The organism is Cedecea colo (assembly GCF_011808225.1).
Lineage (GTDB): Bacteria > Pseudomonadota > Gammaproteobacteria > Enterobacterales > Enterobacteriaceae > Dryocola > Dryocola colo.
In genome coordinates, this window is sequence record NZ_SOYS01000001.1 from 816512 (window position 1) to 843495 (window position 26984).

The 26984-nt window shown below is 53.9% G+C and carries 28 protein-coding genes; 15 read left to right on the forward strand and 13 right to left on the reverse strand.

Annotated elements, in window-relative coordinates:
* The first annotated feature begins 77 nt into the window (after nt 1-77).
* Together dtpA and gstA are read left to right on the forward strand one after the other, a co-directional pair.
* Nucleotides 78-1580, forward strand: coding sequence for a dipeptide/tripeptide permease DtpA (dtpA, locus tag E2L00_RS03655; RefSeq protein WP_167607126.1), 1503 nt, complete (start codon nt 78-80; stop codon nt 1578-1580).
* A 109-nt stretch (nt 1581-1689) separates the two neighbouring features.
* Nucleotides 1690-2292 (forward strand): glutathione transferase GstA, encoded by a 603-nt coding sequence (gene gstA, locus E2L00_RS03660; protein ID WP_167607129.1) that lies wholly within the window; start codon nt 1690-1692, stop codon nt 2290-2292.
* A 33-nt stretch (nt 2293-2325) separates the two neighbouring features.
* Here gstA and pdxY read toward each other — a convergent pair whose 3' ends face one another.
* From pdxY to anmK, 5 genes are all read right to left on the reverse strand, one after another.
* Nucleotides 2326-3186 carry a pyridoxal kinase PdxY gene (gene pdxY, locus E2L00_RS03665; RefSeq protein WP_167607132.1) on the reverse strand — a complete coding sequence of 287 codons (861 nt, stop codon included), beginning with the start codon at nt 3184-3186 and terminating at the stop codon, nt 2326-2328.
* Nucleotides 3187-3270: 84 nt separating this feature from the next.
* Nucleotides 3271-4545, reverse strand: a complete 1275-nt coding sequence (tyrS, locus tag E2L00_RS03670; protein ID WP_167607134.1) for a tyrosine--tRNA ligase — start codon at nt 4543-4545, stop codon at nt 3271-3273.
* Nucleotides 4546-4686: 141 nt separating this feature from the next.
* The gene (gene pdxH, locus E2L00_RS03675; protein ID WP_167607137.1) at nt 4687-5343 is read right to left on the reverse strand and encodes a pyridoxamine 5'-phosphate oxidase; all 657 of its coding nucleotides are present in this window, start codon (nt 5341-5343) and stop codon (nt 4687-4689) included.
* Nucleotides 5344-5400: 57 nt separating this feature from the next.
* A complete protein-coding gene (mliC, locus tag E2L00_RS03680) occupies nt 5401-5724 on the reverse strand; it encodes a C-type lysozyme inhibitor (RefSeq protein ID WP_167607138.1) in 324 nt (107 codons plus the stop codon).
* 92 nt (nt 5725-5816) lie between these two features.
* Nucleotides 5817-6941: an anhydro-N-acetylmuramic acid kinase gene (gene anmK / locus E2L00_RS03685; protein WP_167607140.1), complete on the reverse strand. Its 1125-nt coding sequence runs from the start codon at nt 6939-6941 to the stop codon at nt 5817-5819.
* A gap of 282 nt (nt 6942-7223) precedes the next feature.
* Between anmK and slyB the strand changes: the two genes are divergently transcribed.
* Entirely contained in the window at nt 7224-7691 is a 468-nt protein-coding gene (slyB, locus tag E2L00_RS03690) for an outer membrane lipoprotein SlyB (protein WP_167607142.1), read from the forward strand.
* A gap of 222 nt (nt 7692-7913) precedes the next feature.
* Here slyB and slyA read toward each other — a convergent pair whose 3' ends face one another.
* Nucleotides 7914-8354 (reverse strand): transcriptional regulator SlyA, encoded by a 441-nt coding sequence (gene slyA / locus E2L00_RS03695; protein WP_167607145.1) that lies wholly within the window; start codon nt 8352-8354, stop codon nt 7914-7916.
* Nucleotides 8355-8526: 172 nt separating this feature from the next.
* On the opposite strand from slyA, the gene E2L00_RS21395 reads away from it, so the two are divergent.
* Genes E2L00_RS21395 through E2L00_RS03710 form a run of 3 tightly spaced genes read left to right on the forward strand, consistent with a single transcriptional unit; the run spans nt 8527 to nt 11654 of the window.
* The gene (locus E2L00_RS21395) at nt 8527-8763 is read left to right on the forward strand and encodes a DUF1656 domain-containing protein (protein WP_167607148.1); all 237 of its coding nucleotides are present in this window, start codon (nt 8527-8529) and stop codon (nt 8761-8763) included.
* 4 nt (nt 8764-8767) lie between these two features.
* Nucleotides 8768-9625 (forward strand): efflux RND transporter periplasmic adaptor subunit, encoded by an 858-nt coding sequence (locus E2L00_RS03705; RefSeq protein ID WP_167607150.1) that lies wholly within the window; start codon nt 8768-8770, stop codon nt 9623-9625.
* A 7-nt stretch (nt 9626-9632) separates the two neighbouring features.
* The gene (locus E2L00_RS03710; protein ID WP_167607153.1) at nt 9633-11654 is read left to right on the forward strand and encodes an FUSC family protein; all 2022 of its coding nucleotides are present in this window, start codon (nt 9633-9635) and stop codon (nt 11652-11654) included.
* A gap of 1 nt (nt 11655) precedes the next feature.
* Here E2L00_RS03710 and sodC read toward each other — a convergent pair whose 3' ends face one another.
* The 3 genes from sodC to E2L00_RS03725 form a co-directional block, all read right to left on the reverse strand.
* Nucleotides 11656-12177, reverse strand: a complete 522-nt coding sequence (gene sodC / locus E2L00_RS03715) for a superoxide dismutase [Cu-Zn] SodC (RefSeq protein WP_167607155.1) — start codon at nt 12175-12177, stop codon at nt 11656-11658.
* An 81-nt stretch (nt 12178-12258) separates the two neighbouring features.
* Nucleotides 12259-13155 carry an aldo/keto reductase gene (locus E2L00_RS03720; RefSeq protein WP_167607157.1) on the reverse strand — a complete coding sequence of 299 codons (897 nt, stop codon included), beginning with the start codon at nt 13153-13155 and terminating at the stop codon, nt 12259-12261.
* 58 nt (nt 13156-13213) lie between these two features.
* Nucleotides 13214-13453, reverse strand: coding sequence for a DUF1289 domain-containing protein (locus E2L00_RS03725; protein ID WP_167607159.1), 240 nt, complete (start codon nt 13451-13453; stop codon nt 13214-13216).
* A gap of 186 nt (nt 13454-13639) precedes the next feature.
* Between E2L00_RS03725 and eptA the strand changes: the two genes are divergently transcribed.
* The 5 genes from eptA (at nt 13640) to rnt (ending at nt 18394) form a co-directional block, all read left to right on the forward strand.
* The gene (eptA, locus tag E2L00_RS03730; protein WP_167607161.1) at nt 13640-15265 is read left to right on the forward strand and encodes a phosphoethanolamine transferase EptA; all 1626 of its coding nucleotides are present in this window, start codon (nt 13640-13642) and stop codon (nt 15263-15265) included.
* A gap of 72 nt (nt 15266-15337) precedes the next feature.
* Nucleotides 15338-15937 carry a TetR/AcrR family transcriptional regulator gene (locus E2L00_RS03735; protein ID WP_167607163.1) on the forward strand — a complete coding sequence of 200 codons (600 nt, stop codon included), beginning with the start codon at nt 15338-15340 and terminating at the stop codon, nt 15935-15937.
* A 100-nt stretch (nt 15938-16037) separates the two neighbouring features.
* Entirely contained in the window at nt 16038-17135 is a 1098-nt protein-coding gene (nemA, locus tag E2L00_RS03740; protein ID WP_167607165.1) for an alkene reductase, read from the forward strand.
* 95 nt (nt 17136-17230) lie between these two features.
* On the forward strand, nt 17231-17638 hold the full coding sequence (gloA, locus tag E2L00_RS03745) for a lactoylglutathione lyase (protein ID WP_167607167.1): 408 nt from the start codon (nt 17231-17233) through the stop codon (nt 17636-17638).
* 96 nt (nt 17639-17734) lie between these two features.
* Nucleotides 17735-18394 carry a ribonuclease T gene (gene rnt / locus E2L00_RS03750; protein ID WP_167607170.1) on the forward strand — a complete coding sequence of 220 codons (660 nt, stop codon included), beginning with the start codon at nt 17735-17737 and terminating at the stop codon, nt 18392-18394.
* Between the two features lie 167 nt (nt 18395-18561).
* Here the strand turns inward: rnt and pheP are convergent, their stop codons facing one another.
* A complete protein-coding gene (gene pheP, locus E2L00_RS03755) occupies nt 18562-19956 on the reverse strand; it encodes a phenylalanine transporter (protein WP_167607172.1) in 1395 nt (464 codons plus the stop codon).
* Nucleotides 19957-20085: 129 nt separating this feature from the next.
* A complete protein-coding gene (locus E2L00_RS03760) occupies nt 20086-20430 on the reverse strand; it encodes a Grx4 family monothiol glutaredoxin (protein ID WP_121268754.1) in 345 nt (114 codons plus the stop codon).
* 361 nt (nt 20431-20791) lie between these two features.
* Here E2L00_RS03760 and E2L00_RS03765 point away from each other — a divergent pair, with 361 nt between their 5' ends.
* Entirely contained in the window at nt 20792-21628 is an 837-nt protein-coding gene (locus tag E2L00_RS03765; protein WP_167607175.1) for an NlpC/P60 family protein, read from the forward strand.
* Between the two features lie 215 nt (nt 21629-21843).
* Here the strand turns inward: E2L00_RS03765 and cydH are convergent, their stop codons facing one another.
* Entirely contained in the window at nt 21844-21933 is a 90-nt protein-coding gene (gene cydH / locus E2L00_RS03770) for a cytochrome bd-I oxidase subunit CydH (RefSeq protein ID WP_167607177.1), read from the reverse strand.
* Nucleotides 21934-22228: 295 nt separating this feature from the next.
* Here cydH and purR point away from each other — a divergent pair, with 295 nt between their 5' ends.
* On the forward strand, nt 22229-23254 hold the full coding sequence (gene purR, locus E2L00_RS03775; RefSeq protein ID WP_167607180.1) for an HTH-type transcriptional repressor PurR: 1026 nt from the start codon (nt 22229-22231) through the stop codon (nt 23252-23254).
* On the opposite strand, the gene punR is transcribed toward purR, so the two are convergent.
* Nucleotides 23251-24189, reverse strand: a complete 939-nt coding sequence (punR, locus tag E2L00_RS03780) for a DNA-binding transcriptional activator PunR (RefSeq protein WP_167607183.1) — start codon at nt 24187-24189, stop codon at nt 23251-23253. The genes purR and punR overlap by 4 nt on opposite strands.
* 114 nt (nt 24190-24303) lie before the next feature.
* Between punR and punC the strand changes: the two genes are divergently transcribed.
* Nucleotides 24304-25506, forward strand: coding sequence for a purine nucleoside transporter PunC (gene punC, locus E2L00_RS03785; protein ID WP_167607185.1), 1203 nt, complete (start codon nt 24304-24306; stop codon nt 25504-25506).
* 294 nt (nt 25507-25800) lie between these two features.
* The gene (gene cfa / locus E2L00_RS03790) at nt 25801-26949 is read left to right on the forward strand and encodes a cyclopropane fatty acyl phospholipid synthase (protein ID WP_167607187.1); all 1149 of its coding nucleotides are present in this window, start codon (nt 25801-25803) and stop codon (nt 26947-26949) included.
* Nucleotides 26950-26984 lie beyond the last annotated feature (35 nt).

The window sequence follows — 26984 nt, forward strand, 5'->3', positions numbered from 1 at the left end:
TAAAAATAAAGTGAATGTCATCGGGCATCACGCTTATAAAACTCCTGTTAAAGTGGGATGTAAAAAAAGAGGTATATGTGTCGACTGCAAACAATAAACCAGCAGAAAGCGTCAGCCTGAACGCTTTCAAACAACCGAAATCGTTCTATCTGATCTTCTCTATCGAACTGTGGGAGCGTTTTGGTTACTACGGCCTGCAAGGCATTATGGCCGTCTACCTGGTCAAAATGCTTGGCATGTCCGAAGCGGATTCCATCACGCTGTTCTCATCATTCAGCGCCCTGGTATATGGCCTTGTCGCTATCGGCGGCTGGCTGGGTGATAAAGTGCTCGGCACCAAACGTGTCATTATGCTCGGGACTATCGTACTGGCTATCGGCTATGCGCTTGTCGCGTACTCCGGACACGATGCTGCTCTTGTTTATATGGGCATGGCGACTATCGCCGTCGGTAACGGCCTGTTTAAGGCTAACCCGTCTGCCCTGCTTTCTACCTGCTATGAGAAAAATGACCCGCGTCTTGATGGCGCATTTACTATGTACTACATGTCCATCAACATCGGCTCTTTCTTCTCCATGCTGGCCACGCCGTGGCTTGCCGCGAAGTTTGGCTGGAGCGTGGCTTTCTCCCTGAGCTTTGTGGGCATGCTGATTACGCTGGTGAACTTCATGTTCTGCAAAAAGTGGGTTAAGGATTACGGTTCCAAACCTGACTTCGAACCGGTTCACTTTGGCAAGCTGATTGCGACTATCGCGGGCATTGTGGTGCTGGCCGTTATCGCCACCTGGCTGCTGCATAACCAGGGCATTGCACGCATGGTCCTGGGTCTGGTTGCGTTGGGTATCGTGATTATCTTCGCTAAAGAAGCCGTGGCGATGAAAGGAGCGGCGCGTCGTAAGATGATCGTGGCTTTCGTTCTGATGGTGCAGGCTATCGTGTTCTTCGTGCTCTACAGCCAGATGCCGACTTCCCTGAACTTCTTCGCTATCCGTAACGTTGAGCATGCGATCCTGGGCATCACGTTCCAGCCGGAGCAGTTCCAGGCGCTGAACCCGTTCTGGATAATGATTGGTAGCCCGATTCTGGCTGCTATCTATAACAAGATGGGCGACCGCCTGCCGATGCCGCACAAGTTCGCTATCGGCATGGCGCTGTGCTCTTTTGCGTTCCTCGTGCTGCCTGTGGGCGCGAAATTTGCCTCTGATGCGGGTATCGTCTCCGTAAGCTGGTTGATCCTGAGCTACGCGTTACAGAGTATCGGCGAGCTGATGATTTCCGGTCTGGGTCTGGCAATGGTTGCTCAGCTGGTGCCACAGCGTCTGATGGGCTTTATCATGGGCAGCTGGTTCCTGACTACCGCTGGAGCCGCTATCATCGCCGGTAAAGTGGCGAACCTGATGGCCGTGCCAGAGGATGTCACCGATCCGCTGCAGTCTCTGGTGGTCTACGGACACGTCTTCATGCAGATTGGTATCGCTACCGCAGTTATCGCCGTGCTGATGTTTGCCGTCGCACCAAAACTGAACCGTATGACGCTCAGTGACGAAACCGAAACCGTCACGGAAACCGCCACCGCATGATGTAGCGGGAAACATTTAATTTTCAGCCGTTAGCTTTATGCTCAACGGCTTTTTTTTTGCCTGCATGCGGACTAACATAAGATACCTTAGCGCCCACAGGAGTTTAGTAATGAAACTGTATTATAAAGCTGGTGCCTGCTCTCTCTCCCCTCATATTATTCTGCGCGAAACCGGCATTGACTTCTCGCTGGTCAAAGTCGATTTAGCGAGCAAAAAAACTGAAGCGGGGGATGATTACCTTGAGGTGAATGCCAAGGGCCAGGTCCCGGCACTGGTGCTTGATGATGGTTCGCTGCTGACGGAAGGCGTCGCCATCGTACAATTCCTGGCAGACAAAGTTCCCGATCGCCAGCTCCTTGCACCCGCCGGCAGCATGACGCGCTACCACACGCTGGAATGGCTGAATTACATCGCCACTGAGCTGCATAAGGGCTTTAGTCCACTGTTCAACCCGGCGACGCCGGATGAATTCAAGACGCTTACCCGCAAAGTGCTGGAGAAAAAACTGCGGTACGTAAACGAAGAGCTGAATGATAAACAGTGGCTGATGGGGCTGCGTTTTAGCGTGGCGGATGCCTATCTGTTTACCGTTCTGCGCTGGGCGTATGCCGTGAAGCTTGAAATGAGTGACCTGAGCAATATTGAAGCGTTTATGGAGCGCATGAAGGCGCGTCCTGCCGTGGCGGCAGCGCTTGCTGCTGAAGGAATTTAAACTGAAAACGCCCTCGTTGTGAGGGCGTCATTTTTATAGCTGAACGGCGGTAAAATAGTGCTCAGGCTTAGCAATACCGTCCTGGGCGGCGACCAGTTGCAGTTCGTACTCTGCCATTTTTTTAGTTACGACCATTACGTCGTAAACCGCGGCGGTGACGTGCTCCAGCGCTTCACGCAGCGTGGCGCCTTGTAGCAGCTTAACCAGCAGCAGGCCGCTGGTGACATCGCCCACGCCGACCGGCTGACGCTCGCCAAAATCCACCAGCGGACGATGAATATGCCAGGCCTCTTCCGCCGTCACCAGCAGCATTTCAAAACGGTCCTGCTGATAGCCCGCCCGCGCCAGATGTTTCACCAGCACAATTTGCGGCCCCTGGGCGATGAGTTCGCGCGCGGTGCTCACCGCTTCTTCAACCGAGTTCACGGCATGGCCGCTCAGAATCTCAAGCTCCAGCAGGTTAGGCGCGATAATGTCGCTTGCAGGCAATGCGCAGCGCGTATGGAACTCTGCCACGCCCGGCGCCACGATACAGCCTTTTTCCGGGTGCCCCATTACGGGATCGCAGAAGTACTTCGCATGCGGATTTGCCGCTTTCACCTGACGAACAATAGAAAGAATATGCTCTCCCTGCTCGGCTGAGCCCAGATAGCCGCTCAGCACCGCGTCACAGCGCTGAAGCTGGCCGATATCCGCAATGCCCTGCACGATATCGCTGAGGTGGCTGGCAGGCATAACGCTGCCGGTCCATTTCCCGTATTGGGTATGGTTGGAAAACTGAACCGTATTCAACGGCCAGACGTTGGCGCCCAGCCGGCGCATCGGGAATTCGGCGGCACCGTTGCCCGCGTGGCCGAAGACCACATGTGACTGGATAGCAAGGATATTTTTCATTTCTAATCCGGATCGGCAGCTGTTGTGTTTTGGCAAAAATAAAGGGCGTGGATGGTAATCCGACGCCCTTCTGGTCTTTCTTAATTACTTCCAGCAAACGAGGCAGTAATTTTTCTTACCCCGACGCAGCAGGGTGTAGCGGCCGAACAGCATATCGCTGTCGGCAAAGGTGTATTCCGGGTCGGCCTGCTTTTCACCGTTGATGGTAATAGCATTCTGCGCGATGGTTTTACGCGCCTGCCCGCGTGACGGCTGCAGTTCGGAATCGACCAGCGCCTGTTGCAGATCTGCACCGCGCTCCAGTTCAACCATCGGCACGCCATCCTGCGCCAGTTGCGCAAAGTCGGCCTCTGTCAGGTCGCTCAGGTTGCCGTTAAACAGGCTGCTGGTAATACGTTTAGCGGCAACGAGGCCTTCTTCGCCGTGTACCAGACGAGTCACCTGCTCAGCCAGCACGTACTGGGCGCGAGGGGCGGAGCCGCTGTTTTTGTCTTCTTCTTCCAGCGCGTTGATTTCCTCAAGGCTCATAAAGGTGAAGAACTTCAGGAAGCGGTACACGTCCGCATCGGCGGTGTTAATCCAGAACTGGTAGAACTTGTACGGGCTGGTTTTCTTCGGATCGAGCCACACCGCGCCGCCTTCGGTTTTGCCGAATTTGGTGCCGTCAGATTTGGTGATCAGCGGAACGGTCAGGCCAAACGCCTGCTGCTGGTGCAGACGGCGAGTCAGGTCGATACCGGAGGTGATGTTGCCCCACTGGTCAGAGCCGCCGATTTGCAGCACCACGCCGTGCAGTTTGTTCAGGCACGCAAAGTCGTAGCCCTGCAGCAGATTGTAGGAGAACTCGGTAAAAGAGATGCCCACGTCGTCGCGGTTCAGACGCTGTTTGACCGCTTCTTTGTTAATCATCTGGTTAACAGAGAAGTGTTTGCCGATATCACGCAGGAAAGTCAGCACGTTCATGCCGCCAAACCAGTCGTAGTTGTTGGCCGCTATGGCCGAGTTTTCACCGCAGTCAAAATCGAGGAAAGGTGCGACCTGGCGGCGAATTTTTTCTACCCATTCGTGAACCGTGTCTTCCGTATTGAGTTTGCGCTCAACGGCTTTAAAACTTGGATCGCCGATCAGACCCGTTGCGCCACCCACCAGAGCCACAGGCTTGTGGCCGGCTTCCTGGAAACGTTTCAGACACAGCAGTGGAACCAGATGGCCCAAGTGCAAGCTGTCAGCGGTAGGATCGAAGCCGCAATAGAGCGCGATTGGCCCTTGCGCCAGGCGCTGCGCTAACGCGTCCTCGTCCGTTACCTGAGCCACCAGGCCCCGCTCCTGCAATTGTTTTATCAGATTGATGCTTGCCATCAAATTCTCCATGTATTTACGACTGCACCTTTGCCGGTACACGGCTTTTCGCCTTGTGGCGAAAGAAGTTATTCTTGAGGGGACATAGAATAAAGCGCCAGCCCACGGAGTGCCAGCGCTTAACGCAATAAATCCGGGGCGTTATGGGGCGAGACGGTCAATTTTCCAGGCATCCCCTTCACGCTGGTATAAAAAGCGATCGTGCAGGCGATGTTCGCCGCCCTGCCAGAATTCCATCTGCGCAATGGAAACCCGATAGCCGCCCCAGAAACTCGGCAGCGGAATATCGCCCTGCTGGAATTTTTGCTTCAGTTCGAGGAACTTGCTTTCGAGTATTCCGCGCGCGGAAATACGGCTGGATTGCCTGGAGACCCATGCGCCAATCTGGCTGTCGCGCGGGCGGCTGTGGAAGTATTTCATCACATCAATCGTTGATAACCGCTCTGCCGTACCCTGCACCATCACCTGGCGGTCCAGCATATGCCAGGGGAAATGCAGGCTGATGCGCGGATTGTTTTCCAGATGCTGTGCTTTGCGCGAGCCAAGGTTGGTGTAAAACACCAGGCCGCGTTCGTCGAAATGTTTGAGCAGCACAATACGCTGATACGGCTGTCCATGCTCATCGACCGTCGCCACTACCATCGCTGTAGGATCGGCAAGCTTTGCTTCACAGGCCTGGCCGAGCCAGCGTTCAAAGAGATCGAGAGGCTTATCGGTAAGATCGTGGCGGCGCAGGCCACCTTTGGTATATTCGCGGCGCAGATGCGCAATCTGTTGCAAAGAGTCGTTATCAGACATGGCGTTACGTCAGACCAGGATTGGGTGGAACTATTGTGCGCTTCACCTTGATAAATCTCAACGCTGGGAATTTTGTAACTGGCAATTATTAAGCACAACGCTGTCTTTGCGATAAACGGTAGCGCTGTCGCCTTTGGACCAGAAGACATAAACGCCATCGGTATAACGCGTGCCCGAGGCTGACAGTCCTTGCGTCAGAGACAGGTAGTCGTGGTCGTAGACAAAGTTAACCGTCTGCTTTTGGTTATTAAGCTTTACGGTGAGAGGCTTTTCGTCGCACTGGTATTGCAGCGTGTCGGTTTGCATCCGTTCAACGAAGGAGTTGTAGTAGCTACAGCCGGCAAGCAGCATCGGAATCGTGGCAACAAGTAATTTTTTCATCTGCGTATCCTGAAGATCTTCTTATCCCTGGAAGGGCCAGGCCCTCCCTTTTCGACTTCAGTGTAGAGAGTATGAGATGAAGATAATTTCAGTTAACTCTGATTATGCAGGGGATTGGCGGGAAAAATCGCGCCCAACACGCTCGCCTCAGATGCGCCTGTTACGGACGGTAAATTACCCGGCAAACCGGACATGGTACGGCAGGCAAGCCACGCAAACGCCAGCGCTTCCATATCGTCGCCGCTGATGCCCGCATCGTCGGTGGTGCCGACTTCTGTACCCGGTAATAAAGCTGCCAGACGCGCCATCAAAAGCGGGTTACGGCTTCCGCCGCCACACACCATCAGACGTTCACATCCGCCGCTCAACAATACCTGTTCGGATATCGTGACGGCGGTAAGTTCGGCAAGCGTCGCCTGGACATCTTCACCGGCAAGCCCCGGGAAGGCGGTAAGCTGACGCTCAAGCCAGCCAAAGTTGAAATACTCACGTCCGGTGCTTTTTGGCGCCGGGGCGGCAAAATAAGGATCGCTCAGCATTTGCTGGAGCAGCGGCAGAATAATTTTACCGCTGGCAGCCCACCGGGCATCTTTATCGTACGGCTTGCCTTTCTGGCGCCAAATCCAGGCGTCCATCAGCATATTGCCAGGACCGGTATCGTAGCCCTTCACCGCATGGCCAGGAATCAAGAGAGAAAGGTTCGCTATACCGCCAATATTCAGCACCATGCGGCGTTCTGTTGGATGTGCGAGCAGCGCGTGGTGGAAAGCGGGAACCAGCGGCGCGCCTTGCCCGCCAAGGGCCATATCCCGGCGACGGAAATCGCCCACTACGGTCACACCCGTTAGCGCGACTATCTGATTGTTGTCGCCAATTTGCAGCGTGTGCGCCGCCTCTCCGTGCGGTTCGTGCCAGACCGTCTGCCCATGGCAGCCAATAGCGGTCACATCCTCACGGGTGAGGCTTTGCCGATCCATAAGGATTTGTACGGCCTGCGCAAAGAGTTTACCAAGGCGATTATCCAGCTGGCCGAGCTGTGAAAGCGTAAGCTGCTGTCCCTGGCAGATGGCCAGAACGGCGTTTTTTATATCCAGCGGAATGGGATGGCTGTAACTGGCAAGCTGCACTACCAGATGTTCATCAATGGCCGCTAAAACCACATCTATGCCATCGAGACTGGTGCCCGACATCACGCCGATATAACGACCAGATTTCATCTGTTACTCCTGTAAAGCGCGCCGATTAGGGGAAATACTCCACCATAAAGTAGCACTCAATACGATGATTTATTAAAATTTTTAATCTTTGCGCGACATTATGTATATTTATTTTCTGCTAAAGCCCGATGAGAGCGCCGTTTACCTGCGGTTGAGAAGCGCGCATTTACCTTTTTAGCGGTCTCGTGCTGAACTAAACTGAAACTTCGCACCTAAATACCATATAATTTACCCATGAAGGATGCTCGCTTGGGCGTTTCCAGATGAACAGGAGATTCATAAATGATTTCACGTGTATTGATTGTTTCGTTAGTTGGCTTATCGTTAGCTGGTTGTGTCAATGACAACTCACTTTCTGGTGATGTCTATAAAGCTTCTGATGCAAAACAGGTGCAGAGCGTTACCTACGGCACCGTGGTCAACGTTCGTCCGGTGCAGATTCAGGGGGGCGATGACTCCAACGTGATTGGCGCCATTGGTGGTGCGGTGTTGGGCGGCTTCCTGGGCAATACCGTAGGTGGCGGCACCGGTCGTTCACTGGCAACAGCGGCGGGTGCCGTTGCGGGTGGCGTTGCAGGTCAGGGCGTCCAGGGTGCGGTAAACAAAAGCCAGGGCGTTGAGCTTGAAATCCGTAAGGATGACGGTAACAGCATCATGGTGGTGCAAAAACAGGGCAGCAGCCGATTCTCCGCGGGCCAGCGCGTAGCGATTGCCGGTAGCGGTAACCAATTAACCGTTTCCCCACGTTAAGAACGTTTTATAAAAAGGCCTGCTAAATAAGCAGGCCTTTTAAATTGCTGACAAAGAAGGAGAAAGCGTGGTTTTTCCTTCTTTGTGGTTATCAGCCGAAAATCAATCCGTTGATTTTCCTTGTTTTTTATTCGGCTGTATAGGTTCAACCTGTGCTGGTTAAGAGTTTATCGTCAGTCTGAAAGGCCTGCTAAATAAATAAGCAGGCCTTTTTTGATGCGCTTAATCGCGCGTCTGAAGATCGATAATATTCTGCTCAAGGCGACTAATAAGATTAACCAACAGGCTTAGCTCATCCGCGCTGATGCCGGCTAAAATTTCCCCACGCGTTTCATCGATAACATGTTCCATCTCGCTAATGATCGGCGTGGCGCGTTCGGTAAGCCTGATCCGTTTTGCCCGGCGGTCGTTTGCGCAGGTTTGCCGTGATATTAACCCTTTCGCTTCAAGCTGATCGAGCGTTCTGACCAGCGAGGGCTGCTCGATGCCAATCGCTTTGGCCAACTGAATCTGTGACTGTTCGGGCGGCAGCTGATGAATATTATGCAGCGTTACCCAGTGCGTCTGCGTCAATTCCAGAGGTTTCAGGCGATGGTCAATCAGCGCACGCCAGATACGTACCAGGCGGGCCAGATCCGATCCTAATGGCGTTTCCAATTTCATCTCCTTATAATTAGCTTGCTAACTTATTATACTGATTTTAGACTATTGTGCAGGCATTAATATCTAAAAACAAATCCCTTACTTTTGCTGAAGTTATGCTGCCAGCTACACTTGTATATATTGCAGTCAGGGGAAACGACAGCCCTCCCCGCTATTTAAAGGATTATTCGACGTGAGCTTTACATTTACCGCATCAGGCCAGGGCGTGCAGGATTTAATAGTAGGCGCATCCATTTACTTTCCCCCTCTGTTTAAAGCGGTGATGCTGGGCTTTTTCATCTGGCTCTTTTTACACCGACTGTTACGTGACTGGATGTATTCGGGGGAGATATGGCATCCCACGCTGATGGATCTTTCGCTTTTTGCCCTGTCGGTGAGCGCCGCTCTTGTCATTCTGATTGCATGGTAACAAGATGAACTTTAAAAGCTTAAAGTATTTTTCCACCCTGCTGGTTTTCGCCGTAGCGCTGATTGTTGGCTGGCTACTGTGGAATTATTACATGCAATCTCCCTGGACGCGAGACGGCAAGGTTCGCGCCGAGCAGGTCAGCATCACGCCGCAGGTCTCCGGGACCATCACTAAGCTCAACGTGGCTGATAATCAGTTCGTCAAAGCGGGCACCGTTTTGTTCACTATTGATGCCACTCCGTATCATATTGCCGAACTGAACGCCCAGGCCCAGCTCGCGCAGGCGCAGTCAGAACTGGCAAAAAACAGTAATGAAGCTCGCCGTCGTCATAATCTGCCGCGTAATTACATCTCTGCGGAAGATATGGATACCGCGAATATCAACGTCAAAGCTGCGCAGGCAGCGGTAAAAGCCGCTCAGGCCACGCTTGAACAGGCGCAGTGGCAAATCAGCCAGACCACGGTCAGGGCGCCGGTGGATGGCTGGGTCACCAATCTCTCAACCCGCACCGGCAACTACGCTACTACCGGGCAGCCAGTTTTCGCTCTCGTGGACAGCCACTCGTTTTACGTGGTGGGGTATTTCGAAGAAACCAAGCTGCGGCATATTCAGCCCGGCAAGGCGGCAAATATTATCCTTTATAGCGGGCATCAGCCGCTGTCCGGAAAGGTGGCAAGCATCGGCCGCGCTATATACGACCAGAGCATTGAGAGTGAAAGCGATCTCGTGCCGGATATAAAGCCTAACGTGCCCTGGGTACGTCTGGCCCAGCGCGTGCCGGTACGTATCAAGCTCGATGATATTCCACAGGGTGTGACGCTGGTTTCCGGCACCACCTGCACCGTGACCATTTCGTACTGAGCGGGCAATGAAACTCAGCTGGCCTGAATGGCACACCACGCCGTGGGGAAAGGCAACCGGCGGGCAGTGGCGCTATGCGCTACGTAACACTATTGCGATGTGCCTGGCGTTAACTATCGCCTACGGCCTGAACCTGGATGAGCCTTACTGGGCCATGACCTCCGCCGCCGTGGTCAGTTTTCCGACCGTCGGCGGCGTGGTCAGCAAAAGCCTGGGACGCATTGCCGGCAGCTTTATTGGCGCAACGGCAGCGCTAATTATTGCCGGCAATACGTTAAACGATCCCTGGCTTTTCATCTTTGCAATGGCGGCCTGGCTTGCGCTGTGTACCTGGGTTTCCAGCCATTTCCAGAATAACGCCGCCTACGCCTTTATGCTGGCGGGCTATACTGCCGCAATCATTGCCTTCCCGATGATCAATACCGTTGAATCCAGCGAGCTGTGGGATATAGCCCAGGCGCGCGTTTGCGAAGTGGTGGTCGGAATACTGTGCGGCGGGTTTATGATGATGGTGTTGCCCAGCACCTCCGATGGTACCGCGCTGCTGACGGCCCTTAAAAACATGCACGCCCGGCTGCTGGAGCACGCCAGCCTGCTATGGAAGCCGGAAACTACGGAGGCGATTCGCACCGCCCATGAAGGCGTAATCAGTCAGATTCTGACGATGAACCTGCTGCGTATTCAGGCGTTCTGGAGCCACTACCGCTTTCGCCGCCAGAATAATTTACTCAATTATCTCCTCCACCAGCAGCTGCGCCTGACCAGCGTTATTTCTGGTCTGCGCCGCATGTTGTTAAACTGGCCCGATCCGCCGGGACACCTCTGGCCGCTGCTTGAAACGCTGCTAAAAGAGCTGGCACGCCCTGATACGCACAAATACGATATTGCACGCCTTTTGCAGCAGCTTGCGCCCGTCGATCGAAACGATTACCGCCATCAGGCTTTCTGGCACCGTTTGCGCTACTTCTGCTGGCTGTACCTCAATAGCAGCCGCTGGCTGCGGGAGCTGGAGAACGCCACGCCGGTTTCCGTTTTAACGCCGCCTAAAACGCCTTCGCTGGCGCGCCATACCGATAACGCCGAAGCAACGTGGAGCGCATTGCGCACCTTCTGCGTGATTACGGTAACCGGGGCCTGGGGAGTCAGCACCCAGTGGGAATCGGCAGGCGGCGCCCTTTCACTGGCGGCTATTAGCTGCGTGCTTTACTCTTCTGTGGCTTCGCCGCTTGGCTCTTTGACCCTGCTGATGCGCACTCTGCTTTGGCTGTCGCTGTTCAGCTTGCTGGTCAAATTCGGCCTGATGGTGCAGATAACGGAGCTATGGCAATTTCTGCTCTTCTTATTCCCTTTACTCGCCACCTTGCAGCTTATGAAACTTCAGCAGCCGAAGCTTGCCGGGCTGTGGGGACAGCTGATTGTGTTTATGGGCTCGTTTATTGCCGTAACCAATCCGCCGGTTTATGACTTTGCAGAATTCCTGAACGATAACCTGGCGAAGGTCATCGGCGTGGGTTTATCGTGGGTCGCCTTTTCCGTTCTGCGCCCAAGCTCCGACAAGCGCAAAAGCCGCCGTCATATTCGCGCTTTGCGACGCGGTTTTGTCGACCAGCTAAGCGGCAGTCCTCAGCGCAACGAAAATCAGTTTGAATCGCTGGTTTACCATCACATTAGTCAACTGAGTAACAGCAAGGATGAGACGGCGCGGCGCTGGCTGTTACGCTGGGGCGTGGTGCTGTTGAACTGCTCACACGTGGTGTGGCAGCTACGCGGCTGGCAATCACGTTCGGACCCGCTTGCGAACGTGCGGGATGTTTGCATACATACCTTGTGTGATGTGATGAGCGAACGAGGCGTGCAGCAACGTCCGCTTGGAGAGGCGCTGCGTGAATTACAAAGAATAAGCGACAGCCTGTCCCATCATCACCATCCGGCGGCACGCGATCTGGCCGGTATCATCTGGCGACTTTACTGCTCGCTATCGCAGCTGGAACAGGCGCCGCCTGCCGGTACGCTGACAGGCGGCCACTGATTTATTTGATCACCCCGCATGCATAGCGCTCGCCCCCGCCACCCAGCGGTTTTGGCCGATCGGACATGTTATCGCCGCCGACATGCACCATAAGCGCCTTGCCCTTCACTTCATCAAGTTTTTTCAGACGCGGCGCGGTGACCGGCAACGTTGCTTTGCCGTCGTTGTTGACCTGCAGCACAGGTAAATCCCCAAGATGCCCCATGCCTTCTGGCCCCAGATGTTTACCGGTATGTTCAGGATCGAGGTGCCCGCCAGCCGCTTCTGCGGCAGAAGGTTTGCCCTCTTTTAATGCAGGTTCACAGGTGCCGTTGGCGTGAACATGAAATCCATGTTCCCCAGGCGGGAGAGTACGCAGGTCAGGAACAAATTCCAGGCCTTTGTCAGTTTCGTTGATGGTAACCTCGCCAACGGAGTCGCCAACACCCTGCGGAGTGACGAGGTTCATTTCTACTTTTTCGCTTGCCGCCTGCGCCGCAGCGCAGGTGAGAAATGCTAACAGAGCCAGACTAAAACGCTTCATGTTACCTCCCGGGTTATCTTTTCTCCTGTTAAGCATAGGCCACAAGCGCAGTTTCCACCGGGAGGCGAGGGTTTCTCAGGATTAAGGTACGTCGTAACCCAGCGCCGCTTTACGAATGCGGAACCACTGCTGACGGCTCATATCCAGCGAAAGCGCGTGAATAGCCGAACGCACGCGTTCAATTTTGCCGGAGCCGATAATCGGCAGCGGCTGCGATGGCAGACGCATCACCCACGCATACACCACCTGCTCGATAGTTTGCGCGCCGATTTCATCCGCCACGGCCTGCAGTTCGTCACGCAGCGGCTGGAAAGCTTCATCGCTAAACAGGCTACCGCCGCCCAGGCAAGACCAGGCCATCGGACGGATGCGCAGCTGCTGGCACTGATCCAGAGTGCCGTCCAGAATCGCTGGCTGATGTACCGGCGAAATCTCGACCTGGTTTGTTGCCAGCGTAAACGGCAGGCGTGACTGCAACAGCGCGAACTGAGCGGGCGTAAAGTTGGACACGCCAAAGTGACGCACTTTTCCGCTCTGGTGCAGCGCGGTGAAAGCCTCGGCCACTTCGTCAGCGTCCATTAGCGGGTCCGGACGATGGATTAACAGCAGATCCAGATAATCCGTCGCCAGCTTTTGCAGCGAGGATTCGGCGCTGCTGATGATATGGCTGCGGTCAGTAATGTAGTGACCCAGGGCATGATCCGGATTGGCCGTGGTCGCAATACCGCATTTCGTCACGATCTCCATTTTCTCACGCAAATGAGGCACCAGGCGCATCGCGTCGCCAAAGGCCGCTTCACACTGATAGCCGCCATAAATATCTGCATGATCGGCGGTGGTGATCCCAAGGCCAACATGCTCTTCAATAAAGCTGGCGAGCTGGCGTGGCGACATATTCCACTCCATCAAACGCCAGTACCCCATCACCAGACGTGAAAAAGTTGGACCCTGCGGGGAAATCGTAATGCGCTGTACCATAAAAGCATGACCTCAATGATGGATAAATTCTGCGACGGAGTATAGCGGGATTAAGCGGTTAAAAAAGTGAGGGTTGCTGCGGTTCATCGGGTTCGGCGTGGTTATTTGCGCGTAACTTGCGCAAAAAGCGCTGGCGACAAAGACGTAACACGTCCTGTTTCTGGGCATCGCTCATTTTTTGCCAGTTAAATCTCTCGTCCCGGCTGCGCATACAGCCGCGACAAAAGCCGCGCTCGTCCGACTGGCAGATGCCACGACAAGGACTCTGGATAGGAAAAAACTCAAGCTGCTCTGGCACTCACGTCCCCCGTTATCAACCTTCCTACAATTGAAGCCCGACAATCGCAGGGTTGCAAGCGGGCAAGCAGGATAATTGCAGCTCCGTGCGCCGCGCAGAAACATTCGCGCCGCCCGTTCAGATTAAGGTTCCCCTAATCTTTGCTCATTAAGCTATGCGCAATCTCCAGAACGATTAATAACGACTATGGCACACATTCAAAAGTTACAGTGTAACGATACGGGCTTCAATCTTTGCTGCGCACTTTTCTTCACGGTTATCAACGCGCTGTTTATTCATCGCAGCTGGCAAATCATCACTCCCCATTCACTGCACGCCTGGTTGTTTGCGGCATCCGTGCCCGTCGTGCTTTTCTGCGCCTGGCTGACTATTTTCAGCGCAATCAATATTCCTTGGCTGCGCAAACCGATGCTGTCGCTGCTTCTCCTCGGCTGCGCGGCAAGCAATTATTTTATGTATACCTACGGTGCCGTTATCGACCAGAACATGATGGTCAACGTATTTGAAACGAATTCGCAGGAGGCCGCAGCGCTCATCACGCCGCAGATGTTGATGTGGTTGTCCCTGGCCGGTTTAATTCCCGCGCTTATTCTCGCGACGATAAAAATTAAGCCTGCGCGCTGGTGGCGCCTGTTTCTGAACCGGCTGGCAGGCATTCTGGTCGGGCTGCTGGTAATTTTTTTGCTCGCCGCTGTCTTTTATCAGGATTACGCCTCGCTGTTTCGCAACAACAAAGGCGTGGTAAAAATGGTGACGCCAGCCAATTACATCAGCGCCATCAGCCGTTACAGCAAAGACCACTGGTTTGCGGGCGATCGAACGCTGATTCGCATTGGCGAAGATGCCAGAAAAGGCCCGGTCATCAGCCAGCAGAAAAAGAAAACGCTCGTGGTGCTGATCGTTGGAGAAGCCTCCCGCGCGGAAAACTATTCCCTTGGCGGCTATACGCGCGAAACGAATCCGGAAATGAAGAAACACAGCGTGATTTACTTCCCCCACGCCTCTTCCTGCGGCACGGAAACCGCCGTGTCCGTGCCCTGCATGTTCTCAGGAATGCCCAGAAAACAATACGATGCCGATCTCGCTCGCCATCAGGAAGGCCTGCTGGATGTGATGGCGCATGCCGGGATAAACCTGCTGTGGCGCGATAACGACGGCGGCTGTAAAGGCGCATGCAGCCGCATTCCGCACACCGATATGACCCAGTGGAAGCTGAGCAGCCTGTGCAATAAATCCTGCATTGATGATGCGGTGCTGTACCGTCTGGATAACGTGCTGAACGGAGTACAACGGGATTCGGTGATTGTGCTGCACCTGATGGGCAGCCACGGCCCCGCCTATTATCAGCGTTATCCGGACAAATTCCGCCATTTCACGCCCACCTGTGACAGCAATCAGATTCAGGATTGCGATCGCCAGTCGCTGATAAATACCTACGACAACACGATCCTGTATACCGACGATGTGGTTAGCCGCACCATCGATATGCTTAAAACGCATGCGGATAAATTTAATACCGCTCTGGTTTATCTTTCGGATCACGGGGAATCACTCGGCGAAAGCGGCATTTATCTGCACGGCACGCCGTATATGCTGGCGCCTTCCCAGCAGACGCATATCCCTTTCCTGTTCTGGCTGTCGAAGGATTATCAGCAAAATTACGCGATCGATTCCGGCTGCCTGAAGCAGAAAGCAGCCAGCAGCGCGGTATCCCAGGATAATATTTTTTCCACCCTGCTTGGGATGATGGATATTAAAAGCTCTGTCTATCAACCGCATATGGATATTCTCGCCGGGTGCCGCAACGCATGATTAGCAGGCTCCCGGTGAAAATCGTTCGCCGGTTGCTTGCGCTAGACTGACTGGTCTATTACAGTTGTCGCCATGAACAGAAACCCTGCCCATGATACGCGTGAACATCTCCTTGCCACCGGCGAGCAGCTTTGCCTGCAGCGCGGCTTTATCGGCATGGGATTAAGCGAACTGTTGCGCACCGCCGAAGTGCCGAAAGGCTCTTTTTATCACTACTTCCGCTCGAAAGAGGCCTTTGGCGTGGTGATGCTGGAGCGCTATTACGAAGCCTATAATCAGCGGCTGCAACAGCATTTCTGTCAGGGCAGCGGCAACTATCGTGAAAAGCTGTTGAACTGGTATCAGGAAGCGCTTACGTACTTCTGCCAGCACAGCCGTTTGATTAGCTGTCTGACGGTAAAGCTGTCGGCGGAGGTCTGCGACCTTTCCGAAGATATGCGTGGCGCGCTGGACAAAGGCGCGGCGCAGATAATCAGTCAACTGGCAAACGCGCTGGAAAAAGGCCAGGCGGAAAAAAGCCTGGTGATTGAAGGCGATGCGCTGAGCCTTGCACAAACTATTTATGCTCTGTGGCTGGGTGCCAGCCTGCAGGCGAAGATTTCCCGTAGTGCGGTGCCGCTGGAAAGCGCGCTTATCTATGTGAATCGTTTAATCGTGCAGCCTGCCTTCTGAAAGGCGCGCAGCATCTGAATTTAACACCGCCGGGCTTTATCAGCAGCCTGGCTTTTTATTTAACTTATTACTAGACGACCGGTCTACTCAAGGATACGCCATGCCAGCAGATAAATTATTTACTCCCCTGAAAGTGGGGGCGATAACCACGCCAAACCGTGTTTTCATGGCTCCGCTGACGCGCCTGCGCAGCATCGTACCAGGCGACATCCCGACCGCGCTGATGGCCGAGTACTACCGCCAACGCGCAAGCTCCGGGCTTATCATCAGCGAAGCGACCCAGATTTCTGCCCAGGCTAAAGGCTACGAAGGCGCGCCGGGCCTGCACAGCGCTGAACAAATCGACGCGTGGAAGAAAATCACCGCGGGCGTACACGCTGAGAATGGCCGCATCGCCGTGCAGCTTTGGCACACCGGGCGTATTTCTCACGCCAGCATTCAGCCTGATGGCCAGCCACCTGTAGCGCCTTCCGCCATTTCCGCGGGCACCCGCACCTCGCTGCGTGACGAAAATGGTAACGCGATCCGTGTCGATACTTCCATGCCGCGCGCGCTGGAGCTGGAAGAAATCCCGGGCATCGTGAACGATTTCCGTCAGGCCGTAGGCAATGCTCGCGACGCGGGTTTTGATCTGGTCGAATTACACTCCGCGCACGGCTACCTGCTGCACCAGTTCCTTTCTCCGTCTTCTAACCACCGTAACGATCAATATGGCGGCAGCCGCGAAAACCGCGCTCGTCTGGTGCTGGAGGTCATTGATGCTGTAAGCAAAGAATGGAGCGCCGATCGCATTGGTATTCGCGTGTCGCCAGTCGGGACTTTCCAGAACGTCGACAACGGCCCGGATGAAGAAGCCGATGCGCTTTACCTCATTGAGGAGTTAAGCAAGCGCGGCATCGCTTATCTGCACATGTCCGAACCTGACTGGGCCGGCGGCAAGCCTTATAGCGAAGAATTCCGCCAGAAAGTGCGCGAGCGCTTCAGCGGCGTTATTATCGGGGCGGGCGCTTATACGCCTGAGAAAGCGGAAGATTTGATCAATAAAGAGCTAATCGACGCGGTCGCGTTTGGCCGCGATTACATCGCGAATCCGGATCTGGTGGAACGCCTGCATCGCAACGCAGAGCTTAATCCACAGCGTCCTGACTCTTTCTACGGCGGCGGCGCGGAAGGTTATACCGATTATCCAACTTTATAACCCCTTCCATTGATAGCGGCGCGTAATCGCCGCTATACTTACCTCATCTTTTAAAGACGTTTTTGCCGTTAACCCTTTAATTCCAGGAAGATTTTATGCGCTTACTTCACACCATGTTGCGTGTTGGCGATCTGCAACGCTCCATCGAATTTTATACGAAAGTGCTGGGCATGACCCTGCTGCGCACCAGCGAAAACCCCGAATACAAATACTCCCTGGCCTTCGTTGGCTACGGCCCGGAAACCGAAGAAGCGGTTATCGAACTGACCTGGAACTGGGGCGTGGACAGCTACGACTTAGGCAGTGCCTATGGCCATATCGCTCTGAGCGTGGATAACGCAGCTGAAGCCTGCGAACGCATCCGCAATAACGGCGGCAACGTAACGCGTGAGGCCGGTCCGGTAAAAGGCGGCAGCACCGTTATCGCTTTTGTTGAAGATCCGGACGGTTATAAAATCGAGCTGATCGAAAGCAAAGACGCGGGTAAGGGTCTGGGCAACTGATTTTCTTTTAACGGGCGTCGTTAACGCCCGTTACTGCAACACCCGGCGAAATTTGCCATAATGCGCGCTGCATTTTCCCCGTATTAAGAGATCCTGATGTCTGACAACACGCAATTGCCCGGCCTGTGCGACCGTTTTCGCGGTTTTTATCCGGTAGTCATCGACGTTGAAACCGCAGGTTTTAACGCCAAAACTGACGCTTTACTGGAAGTTGCCGCCATTACGCTGAAGATGGATGCAGACGGCTGGTTGACGCCTGATGAAACCCTGCATTTCCATGTCGAACCTTTTGAGGGCGCAGTCCTCGAACCGGAAGCGTTGGCCTTCAATGGTATCGACCCGCACAATCCATTGCGTGGCGCCGTCAGTGAGTATGACGCCCTGCACGCCATTTTTAAAATGGTGCGCAAAGGCATTAAAGACAGCGGATGTAACCGGGCGATAATGGTGGCGCACAATGCCACGTTCGATCACAGCTTTATGATGGCCGCAGCCGAGCGCGCATCGTTAAAACGCAACCCGTTCCACCCGTTTGTAACCTTTGATACCGCGGCGCTTAGCGGCCTGGCGTTAGGCCAAACCGTGCTGGCGAAGGCCTGTATCGCAGCGGGTTTATCTTTTGACAGCAGCCAGGCGCACTCGGCATTGTACGACACCGAGCAAACCGCGCTTTTGTTCTGTGAAATCGTCAACCGCTGGAAGCGATTTGGCGGCTGGCCATTGCCGATGCCGGAAGTCCCCGCTTCTGATATATAACGAAAAGTTTCAAAAGAAAGGCCGCTTTAAGCGGCCTTTCTTGTGTGCAAAAACTAGCTGGCGTGAAGTTTCCCATGCAATCCAGCGAAATCAGGATCTGAAGCTAGAATAAACAGCGTACCGGCCAGTACGGTACGCTTGGAAATGAAGGCCTGACGGCAAAAACCTTATACCGCTTTGCGTCGCAGCCACTTGAATGCGCAGAAAAGAAAGACAATCCATACGGGTAATAACATCGCCGAAAGCCGCATATCGTCAATGCTGCCCATTAGCCCCAGAATCATCAGCATAAAGGCGATGCACAGATAGTTGGCAAACGGATACAGCAGCGCTTTAAACCGGGTAACGCGCCCGTCTCGTCGCATCGCCGCGCGAAACTTCAGATGCGCCAGTGAAATCATGATCCAGTTCAGCAGCAGGGTCGCCACCACCAGCGCCATCAGCAGGCCGAAAGCTTCGTGCGGCAATAGATAGTTGAGCAGCACCACCAGGGAAGTGACGGCCCCGGAGAGGATCAGAGAATTAACCGGCACTCCGCCGCGGTTAACTCTGGCAAGGAAAGCTGGCGCGTTGCGCTGAAGGGAAAGCCCAAACAACATGCGGCTGTTGGAATAGACACCGCTGTTATAGACCGACAGCGAGGCAACCAGAATAACGACGTTAAGCGCCGAGGCGACCAGGGTGCTGTCCAGCTCGTGGAAAATCATCACAAAAGGGCTGCTGCTGGCGTTGATTTCCAGCCACGGATAAAGTGACAGCAGCACAATCAGCGAGCCGATATAGAACAGCAGGATGCGGTACACAACCTGATTGATGGCTTTGGGAATAGTTGTCTGCGGCGAACTGGCTTCCGCCGCGGTGATGCCAATAAGCTCAAGGCCGCCAAAGGAGAACATAATCACCGCCAGCGATAAAATAAGCCCGTGCCAGCCGGTTGCCAGAAATCCGCCGTGCTGCCAGAGATTATTAATAGTGGCGCGCTCGCCGCCGTTGCCCGTAGCCAGCAGCCACACGCCAAAGCCAATCATCCCGACGATCGCCAGCACCTTAACGAGCGCAAACCAGAATTCCATTTCACCGTACAGGCGCACATTAACAAGATTCACGGCGTTAATAATAACGAAGAACAGCGCCACCCATGTCCATCCGGGAATATCCGGAAACCAGTACTGCATATAAATACCGGCGGCGGTGAGTTCCGCCATACCAACCAGCACAAACATCACCCAGTAATTCCAGCCTGAGAGAAAACCGGCGAACGGTCCCCAGTATTTATAGGCAAAGTGGGCAAATGAACCGGATACCGGCTCCTCCACTACCATCTCGCCAAGCTGGCGCATAATCAGAAAGGCGACGACTCCGGCAATACCGTAGCCCAATAATACCGCAGGTCCGGCCATCTGAATTGCCGGACCGATTCCCAGAAATAACCCGGTGCCAATCGCGCCGCCCAGGGCGATGAGTTGGATATGTCGGTTTTGTAAACCCCGTTTTAACGCTTCTTCGCTTTCCGGCGCGGCGTCCGGACTTTGTGTCCCGGCCGCAGTTGACGTGTTAGTCACGCCCTTCTCCTGTGTCTTACTATCGAGGGGGCATCTTTTAACACTTGATGCCAGCAGTGGCAAGGAGGGGAAAAGCGCATAAAAAAACCAGCCCGCGTTATGGACTGGTTTTTAATCAACTCGCGAGACTTATTCGGCGTCAGGCGTTTCTGACTTGTATTTCTCGGCGGTTTCTTTGATAAGCGTCTGCAGTTCGCCACGCTGGTACATTTCAATAATAATGTCACAGCCGCCAACCAGTTCACCATCAACCCACAGCTGCGGGAAGGTTGGCCAGTTTGCGTATTTTGGCAGTTCCGCACGAATATCCGGGTTCTGCAGGATGTCCACATAGGCAAAACGCTCGCCGCATGCGGACAGCGCCTGTACCGCCTGAGCTGAGAAACCGCAGCTTGGCAGTTTCGGGGAACCTTTCATATAGAGAAGGATCGGGTTCTCTGAGATCTGGCGTTGGATTTTTTCGATTGTGCTCATTGTCTTGCTTCCTCAAACCTTTTTACGGCAGTAGCCTGCCATTGTAGCGAGTTGCGCCCCCGGCAGAAAACACCAATTTTTGCAGGGTTATCCCTGCACCGCGCGGGGAACGCTAAACATGCTTTAAGGATAACACTTTTCAGAGTATCGCCAATCTGCAAAATACCCCAGGCTCGATCAATAAATCGTCTTATAAGCTGATAAAAGGTCAATTTTTTAGCGTCCGATAACGAAACCTTATCTTCGGAAGAAAAAGGCTATTAACTTTATTGCTTCTTATAGATTAGAATCGGCTGGTTTTGAAAAATCACACGCGGGCATGATGTACTTCCGTGTTTTCATTTTATCAGGGGATTGTCGAGTGGCGCGGATAACAAAAATCTCTATCACGCTCTGTGCTCTGCTTTTTACCTTGCCTTATACCCCCTTGACGCAGGCTTCCGGGCACGCGCATCCTGTTGCCACGCTTAAAGCCCAGGCGGCGAAAAGCCCAACGAAAAGCACGGTAAAAACCAGCAAGCGTAAAGAAAAGACCAGCTCCCTCTCTACAAAGCGTTCCAGCGGGAAAACAACGGCTCCAGTTAAAGAGAAAACAACGCCAGCCGTTAAAAGTAAAACCCTCGCAAAAAACACCAGCAAAAACTCTTCATTAAAAGCCAGCCAGGTTTCTGCAGTTCAAAACGCCGCTTCTCCTCAGCAATGCGCTAAAACGCGCAAAGGCCGTAAAGCGAAATGTGTTGCGGTAAAAGCGGACAAAAATCTGACTATTGCCCAGGCGCACAAAATTCGCGTGCAAAAAGCGCAGACCACGGCGATGAATAAGCTCATGGGGCAGATTGGCAAACCGTATCGCTGGGGCGGTACTTCGCCGCGCACCGGTTTTGATTGCAGCGGCCTGGTTTATTATGCCTATAAGGACCTGGTTAAGTTCCGTATTCCACGCACGGCGAATGAAATGTATCACCTGCGTGATGCCGCTTCTGTCGGTCGTGGTGAACTGGAAAACGGCGATCTGGTCTTCTTCCGCACCCGCGGGCGCGGCGCCGCTGACCACGTTGGCGTTTACATAGGTAACGGCAAGTTCATCCAGTCTCCGCGCAGCGGTCGCGATATCCAGATTACCTCGCTGAGCGAAGATTACTGGCAGCGTCATTATGTGGGTGCTAAACGCGTGATGACGCCGAAGACCATTCGTTAAGTCTGTTCCGGTAATATAAGAGAAAGGGGCCGCAATTGCGGCCCCTTCAGACCGATGGCAAACTCTCAACCAACACGGGTTGAACGTCTACCACCGGATAAAAAATAAGCAAAACCAACAGATTGATTTTCGGCTAATCAACACAAAGAAGGTTAAACCACGCTTTTTCTTTCTGTGTCAGCAAACTAAAAGGGCCGCGATTGCGCCCCTTTTAATCAGTGCATTACTGCTGTTAAAGCACCTGCGACAATCAGGCTCAGAACAACGATTGTTGTAACAACGGAAAATTTCAGATCGGTACTCATCGCAAATCTCCTTAAAATTACCTTACAAAGAGTATGTGCGGGTGATTTTCCCACAATCGGAAGCAAAAATCCTCCTGGATTTATGATGATATTGGTTTTCCCTCTTCCACTTTGCGAAAAGATAAGCCAAAATCCCTCGCTAATTTACTGCGTATCATCAATTCAACGCCCTCCTCCCGTTTTATGTCGCATTCCCGACATGCAGCAGCCCAAGAGTTGCCCCAGGAGTTAGCGAACGCAAACGTTTAACAGACGAATTATCAGGAGCTTACAATATGGCCTGGAGTGACATCTAATGGCAACAATCAAGGACGTGGCGAAGCGCGCAAACGTTTCCACTACAACCGTGTCACATGTTATTAACAAAACCCGCTTTGTGGCAGAAGAAACCCGTAACGCGGTCTGGGCGGCGATCAAAGAATTACACTATTCGCCAAGCGCCGTTGCGCGCAGCCTGAAAGTTAATCACACCAAAACGATTGGCCTGCTTGCCACTTCCAGCGAAGCGCCCTATTTCGCCGAAATTATCGAAGCGGTAGAAAACAGCTGCTTTGAAAAGGGCTATACCCTTATTCTTGCCAACGCGCATAACAACCTTGAGAAGCAGCGGGCCTATTTGTCGATGATGGCGCAAAAGCGCGTCGACGGGCTGCTGGTTATGTGTTCCGAATACCCGGACACGCTGCTGGCCATGCTGGAAGAATATCGTCATATTCCGATGGTGGTGATGGACTGGGGCGAGGCACGAGCGGACTTCACCGATTCAGTGATAGATAACGCTTTTCGCGGCGGATACCTCGCCGGGCGCTATCTGATTGAACGCGGGCATCGCGAAATCGGCGCAATTCCCGGGCAAATGGAACGCAATACCGGTGGTGGTCGCCACGCAGGCTTTATGCAGGCGCTGGAAGAAGCGAAGATTACCATCGCGGAAAACTGGATTGTGCAGGGTGATTTCGAGCCGGAATCCGGCTACCGCGCCATGCAACAGATTCTGAACCAGCCGCACCGCCCAACCGCGGTCTTCTGCGGCGGGGATATCATGGCGATGGGCGCGATTTGCGCAGCGGATGAGATGGGCCTGCGGGTGCCGCAGGATATCTCTATTATCGGCTATGACAACGTGCGCAACGCCCGCTACTTCTCGCCTGCGCTGACCACCATTCACCAGCCGAAAGACTCGCTGGGTGAAACCGCGTTTAGCATGCTGCTCGACCGCATCGTCAATAAGCGTGAAGAGTCGCAGACCATTGAAGTGCATCCGCGCCTGATTGAGCGTCGTTCAGTGGCTGACGGTCCGTTCCGCGACTACCGCCGCTAATGGTTATCCCGAGCCTGAAGTTCATTTTCAGGCTCTCTTAACCACTCCTGATTCATCGTCTCGCTATCCCCCAGATATTCCAGCAGCCAGCTTAACGCCGGTGAAGCATCGTTTTGCCGCCACGTCAGGCAGCAGGCCGCGTCCGGGAACGGGTTTTCCAGCGTCAGTTCATGCCATGCGCCGCGCTCAAGCCAGGGTCTGGCAATGTGCGAAGGCACCATGCCTATGCACAATCCCGCACTCAGGCAATCCGCGGCTGACCGCCAGTCCGGCACCACCACGCGATGCTGATTATCCAGCAGCCAGGTAATACGTTTAGGCAGCGAGCGGGACGTATCTTCCAGCACCAGCGAAGGCCAGGCGCGTAACTCGTCATCGCTAAGCGCCTCCGCACGTTGCGCAAGCGGGTGCGCGGCGGTGACAACACAACGCCAGCTCAGCACGCCCATATCGCGAAACGCATAGCGCCCGCCAACGGGAATGGCCTGCGTGGCCCCAATCGCCACCTCCACTCGTCCATCCGCCAGCGCATCCCACACGCCATTAAAAACTTCCTGAAAAATGTGCAGTTCGATATCCGGGAAATGACGATAGAAGTCCAGCACCAGCTGCCGGGTTCGCTCAGGCTTAACGATGTTATCGACGGCGATCGCCAGATGCCCGCGCCACCCGTTTGCTATCTGCTGGCACCGTTGCCGTGTCGTCATCATTTTTTTGATAACAGAACGGCCCTCTTTTAAAAAGAGGGCTCCGGCTGGCGTTAACTCTACGTCTCTGTGGCGGCGTTCAAACAGCGGAACCGCCAGCCAGTCTTCAAGCTGCCGCACCGTATAGCTGATGGCGGAAGGAACCCGGTGCAGCTCCTGAGCCGCGCCGCTGAAACTCCCGTTGCGCGCCACCGCATCTATGACTTCCAGCGAATATTCGGACCACATATTTCTGCCTGCAAAAATTTTGAATGCAATCTACAAATATTAGCGTTTCACAAGCCATTTTGCACTCCGTACACTCTCGCCGCTGTAAACCTGCAAATAAATCAAGAGATAACTATGCAACCATCAAAAGGATTCCTTATCTGGCTGGCCGGCCTTAGCGTGCTGGGTTTCCTCGCCACCGATATGTATTTGCCGGCTTTCGCTGCTATTCAGCAGGATTTAAACACCGAGGCCTCCGCCGTCAGCGCAAGCCTTAGCCTGTTCCTCGCCGGTTTCGCCTTTGCACAGCTGATGTGGGGGCCGATGTCCGATCGTTTTGGACGTAAACCGGTGCTGTTGGCTGGATTAAGCATTTTCGCGGTAAGCTGCATCGGTATGCTATGGGTTGAAAGCGCGACGGCGCTGCTCGTGCTGCGTTTCATTCAGGCGGTGGGCGTCTGTTCTGCGGCGGTAAGCTGGCAGGCTCTGGTTACGGATTACTATCCGGCAAGTCGTGCAAACCGAATCTTTGCGACGATTATGCCGCTGGTGGGGCTTTCCCCGGCGCTGGCTCCCCTGCTGGGTAGCTGGATCCTCAGCCATTTCGACTGGCAGGCTATTTTCGTCACGCTTTTCCTCATTACCCTGCTTCTGATGGTGCCAACGCTGCGCCTGAAACCACGCACTCAGCATTACCCACAAGCTGATGATAACCGGGTCAGCTTCCTGTCTCTGCTGCGCTCACGCGTTTATAGCGGCAACGTACTGATTTATGCCGCCTGCTCGGCAAGCTTCTTCGCCTGGCTTACCGGTTCGCCGTTTATCCTCAATGCAATGGGCTACAGCCCAGCCGCCATTGGCCTGAGCTATATGCCACAAACCATCGCCTTCCTGATTGGTGGCTATGGTTGCCGCAGCGCGCTGCAAAAATGGCAGGGTAAACAGATGCTGCCCTGGCTGCTGGCGCTCTACACGCTAAGCATTTTCGGTACCTGGGCTGTGGCAATCAGCGGACATGCAAACCTGACGCTGCTGCTTATTCCTTTCTGCCTGATGGCGATGGCGAACGGCGCAATTTACCCGATTGTGGTTGCCGCTGCTCTGCTGCCCTTCCCGCAGGCGACCGGTAAAGCCGCTGCGCTGCAAAACACGCTGCAGCTTGGTCTGTGCTTCTTTGCAAGCCTGCTGGTTTCATGGCTTGTCGCCACACCGCTGCTCACCACCACCAGCGTAATGTTAGCCACCGTTGTACTGGCAATGCTGGGGTATCGGCTTCAGCGTCGCAACGGCACGCAGGCAGGGCAAACGGGGGAAACGTCTTCTTCGTCACTACCCTAAATCTGTCGATAATGTTAAAAAAACGTAATTAGTCTGCTAACAATAAAGCATTGAATCATCAGATTCACAGGCATATACTCGTCAGCGGCTCGATTAATATCACTATAATGAATGTGTTACCGGGAGCCTCTGCGCTCCCGTTTTTATCTGGATCGTCATTTTTGCGGGCGTTAGCCCTTTCCTCTGTTCTGCGCCGGATATCAGGCATGCGGATTTTTCCGTGTGATTTCTCACATACCGCAAAATAGCGTCTACGCTGTTTTAAGGTTCTGGTCACTCAGTGATGGAGAAGCTATGAGTTCATCGTGTATAGAAGAAGTCAGCATACGAGATAATGAATGGTATCGTATCGCGAACGAAATGCTCACCCGGGCGGGGATTACCGTTAACGGCCCTCACCCTTTTGATATTCAGGTGAAGCACCCCGATTTTTTTAAACGCGTTCTGCAGGAAGGCTCGCTGGGTCTCGGCGAAAGCTTTATGGACGGGTGGTGGGATTGCGAACGTCTGGATATCTTTTTCAACAAAGTTATTCGTGCCGGGCTGGAAAAACAGCTCCCGCATCATTTAAAAGACACACTTCGTATCGCGGCCGCCCGGCTCGTTAATCTGCAAAGCAAAAAACGCGCCTGGATTGTGGGTAAAGAACATTACGACCTCGGTAACGATCTGTTCAGCCGTATGCTGGACGAGCATATGCAGTACTCCTGCGGTTACTGGAAAGACGCGACCACGCTCGGCGAAGCGCAGGAAGCAAAGCTCAGGATGATCTGCGATAAGCTGCATATGGAGCCGGGCATGACCCTGCTTGATATCGGCTGCGGCTGGGGCGGGCTTGCTGCCTACGCCGCGCGTAATTATGGCGTCTCCGTGCACGGCGTCACTATATCTGCCGAGCAGCAGAAAATGGCCCAGGAACGCTGCACGGGGCTGGATGCCACCATTCTGCTACAGGATTACCGCGATTTAGATATGCAGTTTGACCGCATCGTTTCGGTTGGCATGTTCGAACACGTCGGCCCGAAAAACTACGCCACCTATTTTGACGTGGCCGACCGCAACCTGAAGCCGGACGGTATTTTCCTCCTGCATACCATCGGCTCGAATAAAACCGATAACAACGTGGACCCGTGGATAGATAAGTACATCTTCCCCAACGGTTGCCTGCCTTCCATTCGGCAGATTGCCGACGCCAGTGAGAGCCATTTCGTGATGGAGGACTGGCACAATTTTGGTGCCGATTACGACAAAACGCTGATGGCCTGGCACGAACGTTTCCTCGCCTGCTGGCCGGAGATTGCCGACAACTACTCCGAGCGTTTCAGACGCATGTTCAGTTATTATCTCAATGCCTGTGCCGGGGCGTTTCGCGCTCGCGATATTCAGCTCTGGCAGGTTGTCTTTAGCCGCGGCGTTGAAAACGGCCTGCGCGTTCCTCGCTAATGTTGTTATCCCGGCTAAGCCGGGATAACAACGCC